Source organism: Pseudomonas sp. (assembly GCF_049590575.1).
Lineage (GTDB): Bacteria > Pseudomonadota > Gammaproteobacteria > Pseudomonadales > Pseudomonadaceae > Aquipseudomonas.
The window spans coordinates 1-6,047 of record NZ_JBAWDE010000069.1 but is presented as its reverse complement, the minus strand read 5'-3'; the positions used below and the strand labels follow the sequence as shown (position 1 = coordinate 6,047).

Sequence of the window (6,047 nt, the reverse complement as noted above, 5' to 3'; positions counted from 1 at the left end):
CGCGGCAGATTTGCAAAGCCAGTTGGACAAGCTGCAAAAGCTGATTCAGCTGAAAAACGATCAACTGGCGCGCTTGCAGGCTGAAAAGGGCGACCCGGCGGCGCCAGCCACGGCAGCGATGCCGGCTCAACTGGCAGGTGAGCCCGCGAGCACTGCGGCAGCGCCCGATGCTGCGCCGGCAGCCACGGCGCCTGCGCCGGAGCCAATCAAGCCAGGTGTCGCGCCCGCGACCACCGAAGGCAAGTTCAACGACTTGCTGACCAACCCGATCGTATTGGGCGTGATCGGCGGTGCGGCAGGCTTGCTGGTGCTGCTGCTCCTGCTGTTGTGGGCGCGCCATCGCAACGCTCGCCTCGAGGAAGAGAAGCACCTGCGCATGGCGCGGGCCCTGGCCGAAGAGCCGCCGTTCAACTCCAATATCGACCAGGACCTGCCGCCCGACAGCTTCGGAGGCCTTGAGGTACCGCCGCCAAACGTCAAGCTGGCAGCCGCTCCCGCGCCGGCGCCTGTGGTTGAGCCGGCCACGGTAGTGCCGACCGTCGCGTCCGTGCTTGCGCCGCTGGCGGTGGCCGTGGCCCCGCAGAACGCCAACGATGCCTTGGCTCAGGCCCAATCGCATATTGACCGTGGCCATCTGAACCAGGCTGCTGATGTGCTGGAGCAGGCGATCAAGCATGAGCCCAAGCGCAGTGATCTGCGTTTGAAGTTGATGGAAGTCTACGGCCTGCAAAACGACAAGGACGGTTTCGTCACCCAGGAGCGCCAACTGGTGGCCAATGGCGAAAACCATGCCCAGGTCGAGCAGCTCAAGCGCCGTTTCCCGGCCATGGCTGTGCTGGCGGCGGGCGTCAGTGCCGCCGTGGCGGCTGCTGCGCTGGACGCCCAGTACGTCAAGGATTTGCTCGAGGACAAGCCCGTTGCAGCAGAGCCCGAGTCTTTCGACACCGATTTCGATTTGAGCCTGGACGATCTGGAAGCCGTTTCGCCGGCCGTGGCCAAGGATGATCAACCAACGTTCGAGTCGCTTCTGCAGCAGCAAACCGAGGCCAAGGCGAGCCCGGAGGATCTGTCGGACTTCGACCTGGACCTGCAGTTGGACGACCCGGCTTCAGATCTTTCTGACGATGACTTTCTCTCCGGCCTTGAAGACCAGATGAAAGGCCCGCCCGCGGTCGAGCCACCGACCCTGACCCCGGCGGCACCGGACGACTTCGAATTGCCGGACGATTTCGACCTTTCCCTGGCCGATGAGCCCGAGGCGCCTGCCCAGCCTGACGCCTTTGCGTCGGAACTGGATGACGTCAACGCCGAGCTGGACCGCCTGTCTCAGAGCCTGGAGCACCCGTCCATCGAGCCGTCCTTCACCGCTGAAGATGCGGCGTTGGGCGAGGACGATCCGGAATTTGACTTCCTGTCCGGCACCGACGAGGTCGCCACCAAGCTCGACCTCGCCCAGGCGTATATCGACATGGGTGACACTGATGGCGCACGCGACATCCTATCCGAAGTGCTGACCGAAGGTGATGAGGTGCAGCGCGGCGAAGCCAAGGAGATGCTCGGGCGCATTTGATCCAATGTGGGAGGGGGCTTGCTCCCGATTGCGTTTTGCCATTCGACACATCGTTGACTGAGCTAACGCCATCGGTGGGCAAGCCCCCTCACGCATTTAGCCCATAACAAAAGCGCCCGCCACTCGGCCGTCGCCTCTATAATGGCCGCCTTTGCGCAACTCATCAGGCTCTCAGTTCTTGGCAAATATAGATAACGCGGCCGCCGAAATGGCGGCCGCAGGCTTTTACCGCATCGCCCTGGGCGTGGAATACAAAGGCTCGCGCTATCGCGGCTGGCAGCGTCAGGCATCCGGTGTGCTGACGGTGCAGGAAACCCTGGAAAAGGCCCTGTCGAAAGTCGCCGACTCACCGGTGTCGCTGATGTGCGCCGGGCGCACCGACGCCGGCGTGCATGCGTGCGGCCAGGTGGTGCACTTCGACACCCAGGCCGAGCGGTCGATGAAGGCGTGGGTAATGGGCGCCAATATCAATTTGCCGCATGACGTCAGCGTCAGTTGGGCCAAGGTCATGCCCGCGCACTTTCATGCGCGCTTCAAGGCCATCGCCCGGCGTTATCGCTACGTGATCTACAACGACCAGATCCGCCCGGCGCATCTGAATGAAGAAATCACCTGGAACCACCGCCCGCTGGACGCCGAGCGCATGGCCGAGGCTGCGCAGCACTTGGTCGGTGTGCATGATTTCAGTGCTTTCCGTGCCGGCCAATGCCAGGCCAAGTCGCCGATCAAGGAAGTCCATCACCTGCGCGTGACCCGCCACGGCAAGATGATCGTGCTGGATATCCGTGCCGGCGCCTTCTTGCACCATATGGTGCGCAACATTGCCGGGGTGCTGATGACCATCGGCACTGGCGAGCGCCCGGTGGAATGGGCCAAAGAAGTGCTGGAAAGTCGCGTACGCCGTACGGGCGGGGTGACGGCGCATCCGTTCGGCCTGTACCTGGTGGAGGTGGAGTACCGCGACGAGTTCGAACTGCCGGAACGTTTCATCGGGCCACACTTCCTCACAGGTTTCAGCGAACTTGGCGGCTGACGCCCGGAATAGCTTTTGTTACCATCCGGGACTTTCTCGGTTCAACCCTGGGGTTTCTACGACATGTCAGCCGTTCGCAGCAAGATTTGCGGGATTACCCGCATAGAAGACGCGCTGGCGGCAGTCGAGGCGGGGGCGGATGCGATTGGTTTTGTGTTCTACGCCAAGAGCCCGCGAGCGGTGAACGTGTTGCAGGCACGCGCAATCATTGCTGCGTTGCCGCCGTTCGTGACCACCGTGGGCTTGTTCGTCAACGCCAGCCGTTGCGAACTCAACGAAACCCTGGATGCCGTACCCCTGGACATGCTGCAGTTTCACGGCGACGAAACCCCTGATGAATGCGAAAGCTACCAGCGCCCGTATATCAAGGCGTTGCGCGTCAAGGCCGGTGATGACATCGCCGCTGCCTGTGCCGCCTATGCCGGTGCACGCGGAATTCTGCTGGATACCTACGTAGAAGGCGTACCCGGTGGCACTGGCGAAGCATTCGACTGGTTGCTGATCCCCGCGGGTTTGAGCAAGCCGATCATCTTGGCCGGTGGCCTGACGCCGGGTAATGTCGGGGCGGCCATCGAGCAGGTGCGGCCGTATGCCGTGGACGTCAGCGGCGGGGTAGAGCAGGGCAAGGGCATCAAGGATCACAGCAAGATTCGCGCATTCATGCAGGCTGTGCGCAACAGCAGTGGCGCGATGTGACGGCTGGCAGTCTGCCGCCGTCCATAACTACCACTGTGTAAAACAGCACCGGCGCCGCCTGCGGGAGGCCCGGAAATGAAGTGGCAACCCTGCGTTGGCAGGTTGTCTGGAAGGCTGAGGAGGCATGCGGAAAAGGCCGGTCGAACGTCTGACCCCGTCCAGCATGTGTCATCGCCACATATGAATTTAGCTCAAGGGCATACACGGGGCTGAGTTCAAGCCACCGGTACTGGAGAAAGAAAGCATGAGCAACTGGTTAGTAGACAAACTGATCCCTTCGATCATGCGTTCCGAGGTGAAGAAAAGCTCGGTTCCTGAAGGTCTGTGGCACAAGTGCCCATCCTGCGACGCGGTGCTGTACCGCCCTGAGCTGGAAAAGACCCTGGATGTTTGCCCCAAGTGCAACCACCACATGCGTATCGGCGCTCGCGCCCGCATCGATATCTTCCTCGACGCCGACGGCCGTAACGAGCTGGGCGCCGACCTGGAGCCGGTTGACCGTCTCAAGTTCCGCGATGGCAAGAAGTACAAGGACCGCCTGACCGCTGCGCAGAAGCAGACCGGTGAGAAAGACGCGCTGATTTCCGTCAGCGGCAAGCTGCTGGGCATGCCGGTGGTGGTGTCGGCGTTTGAGTTCTCCTTCATGGGCGGCTCCATGGGTGCCATCGTCGGCGAGCGCTTTGTTCGCGCCGCCAACTATGCCCTGGAAAACCGTTGCCCGATGATCTGCTTCGCCGCCTCCGGTGGTGCGCGTATGCAGGAAGCGCTGATCTCCCTGATGCAAATGGCCAAGACTTCCGCGGTACTGGCGCGTCTGCGTGAAGAAGGCATCCCGTTCATCTCCGTGCTGACCGACCCGGTCTACGGCGGCGTTTCCGCCAGCCTGGCGATGCTGGGTGACGTGATCGTCGGCGAGCCAAAAGCGCTGATCGGCTTTGCCGGCCCGCGAGTGATCGAACAGACCGTGCGTGAAAAACTGCCGGAAGGCTTCCAGCGCAGCGAGTTCCTGCTGGAACACGGCGCCATCGACCTGATCATCCCGCGTGGCGAGTTGCGCCCACGCCTGGGTAACCTGCTGGCACAGATGATGGGCCTGCCGACTCCTGTTTACGTCGCGCCTAAAGTCGAGCCGATTGTTGTGCCGCCGGTGCCTGCAAACCTATGACCCAACGTACCCTTGGCGAATGGCTCGCCTACCTTGAGCAATTGCATCCGTCAGCCATCGACATGGGCCTGGAGCGCTCGCAACAGGTAGCGGCCCGCCTTGGGTTGGGGCGCCCGGCACCGCGCGTGATCACGGTGACCGGCACCAACGGCAAGGGCTCTACCTGCGCCTTTGTCGCGGCGCTGCTGCAGGCCCAGGGGTTGAACGTCGGCGTGTACAATTCCCCGCACCTGCTGCGTTACAACGAGCGGGTGCAGCTCAATGGCGTCGAAGCCACTGACGAGCAACTCTGCGAAGCCTTTGCCGCACTCGATGCGGGCCGGGGCGAAATTTCCCTGACTTACTTCGAGATGGGCACCCTGGCGGCGTTCTGGCTGTTCGAGCGTGCGCAACTGGATGTGGTGGTGCTGGAAGTTGGCCTGGGCGGGCGCCTGGACACGGTCAACGTGGTGGACGCCGACTTGGCGCTGGTCACCAGCATTGGTGTGGACCATGCCGACTACCTGGGAAACACCCGCGAATCCGTGGCCTATGAAAAGGCCGGGATTTTCCGCCAGGGCAAGCCTGCGCTGTGTGGTGACCTGGATCCGCCGCAACCCTTGCTGGACAAGGTGCGCGAGCTGGATTGCGCGTTCTTCCTGCGGGGCCGCGAATTCAATCTTGAGATCGGTGACCAGCACTGGCAGTGGCGCGGGCTTGATGCGCGTGGCCAGGCTGTGGAACTGCGCGACCTGCCGCTGTTGAACTTGCCGATGGAAAACGCCGCGCTCGCGTTGCAAGCCTATCTGTTGCTGGACCTGCCGTGGAATGCCGAGCAGGTTGCTGCGACCTTGCTCAACACCCGTGTGGTCGGGCGCCTGGACCGTCGTAAGTTCGAATGGCAAGGCAAGCGCCTGAACCTGCTGCTGGATGTGGGGCACAACCCGCATGCCGCCGAGTACCTGGCGCAGCGCCTGGTGCGCACGCCGCCGGCCGGTCGCCGCCTCGCCGTGTTTGGTCTGTTGGCCGACAAGGACCTGGACGGCGTGGTGGCGCCGTTGCTGGCGAGTGTCCAGGCCTGGGCAGTGGCGCCGCTGGATACGCCACGAAGTCGCCCGGCCGCTGAGTTGGAAGTGGCCTTGCAGAACCTTGGCGCGCCGGTAGCGTCGTATGCAAGCGTGACCGCAGCCCTTGAGGCGCAGTGTGCGGTAGCAACGGCCGAGGACGAGATTCTGTTGTTCGGATCATTTTATTGTGTTGCCGAGGCGCTTGAGTGGTTGGCCCGGCGCTCCACGGAGGAAGCTGCACATGGCATTACTGGATAGCGCATACAAGCAGCGGATGGTCGGAGCCCTGGTTCTGGTGGCGTTGGCGGTGATTTTCCTGCCGATGCTGTTTTCCCGTCAGGACGAAGAGCGCCAAGTAGTCGTAGAAGCCCCGGCTGCGCCACAGGCGCCGGCGGTGCCGCAGGTGCAGGTTGAGCCGGTGGTGGTGCCGGAGCCCCAGGCGCTGCCGGACGAAGAGCCGGTGCCGGCTGAGGATGAAGTCGCCGCGCAACAGGCGCCTTCGATGCCGGTACAGCCGAGTGTGCCGGTGGTCAAGCC

At 63.0% G+C, this 6,047-nt stretch carries 5 protein-coding genes and 1 pseudogene; all 6 read left to right on the top strand.

What is annotated here, in order from left to right; all coding sequences use genetic code 11:
* On the top strand, nt 1–1,570 hold a 1,570-nt coding region (locus tag WBR57_RS05295), incomplete at its 5' end, for a FimV/HubP family polar landmark protein (RefSeq protein WP_424082789.1).
* Between the two features lie 208 nt (nt 1,571–1,778).
* The gene (gene truA, locus WBR57_RS05290; RefSeq protein ID WP_424082792.1) at nt 1,779–2,603 is read left to right on the top strand and encodes a tRNA pseudouridine(38-40) synthase TruA; all 825 of its coding nucleotides are present in this window, start codon (nt 1,779–1,781) and stop codon (nt 2,601–2,603) included.
* A 63-nt stretch (nt 2,604–2,666) separates the two neighbouring features.
* A complete protein-coding gene (locus WBR57_RS05285; RefSeq protein WP_424082787.1) occupies nt 2,667–3,299 on the top strand; it encodes a phosphoribosylanthranilate isomerase in 633 nt (210 codons plus the stop codon).
* A 244-nt stretch (nt 3,300–3,543) separates the two neighbouring features.
* Nucleotides 3,544–4,464 (top strand): acetyl-CoA carboxylase, carboxyltransferase subunit beta, encoded by a 921-nt coding sequence (gene accD / locus WBR57_RS05280; RefSeq protein ID WP_032888267.1) that lies wholly within the window; start codon nt 3,544–3,546, stop codon nt 4,462–4,464.
* A complete protein-coding gene (folC, locus tag WBR57_RS05275) occupies nt 4,461–5,768 on the top strand; it encodes a bifunctional tetrahydrofolate synthase/dihydrofolate synthase (RefSeq protein WP_424082785.1) in 1,308 nt (435 codons plus the stop codon). Before accD ends, folC begins: the two co-directional genes overlap by 4 nt.
* A pseudogene (locus tag WBR57_RS05270) lies at nt 5,752–6,047 on the top strand (SPOR domain-containing protein); the annotation flags it as partial. The gene folC and the pseudogene WBR57_RS05270, both read left to right, overlap by 17 nt.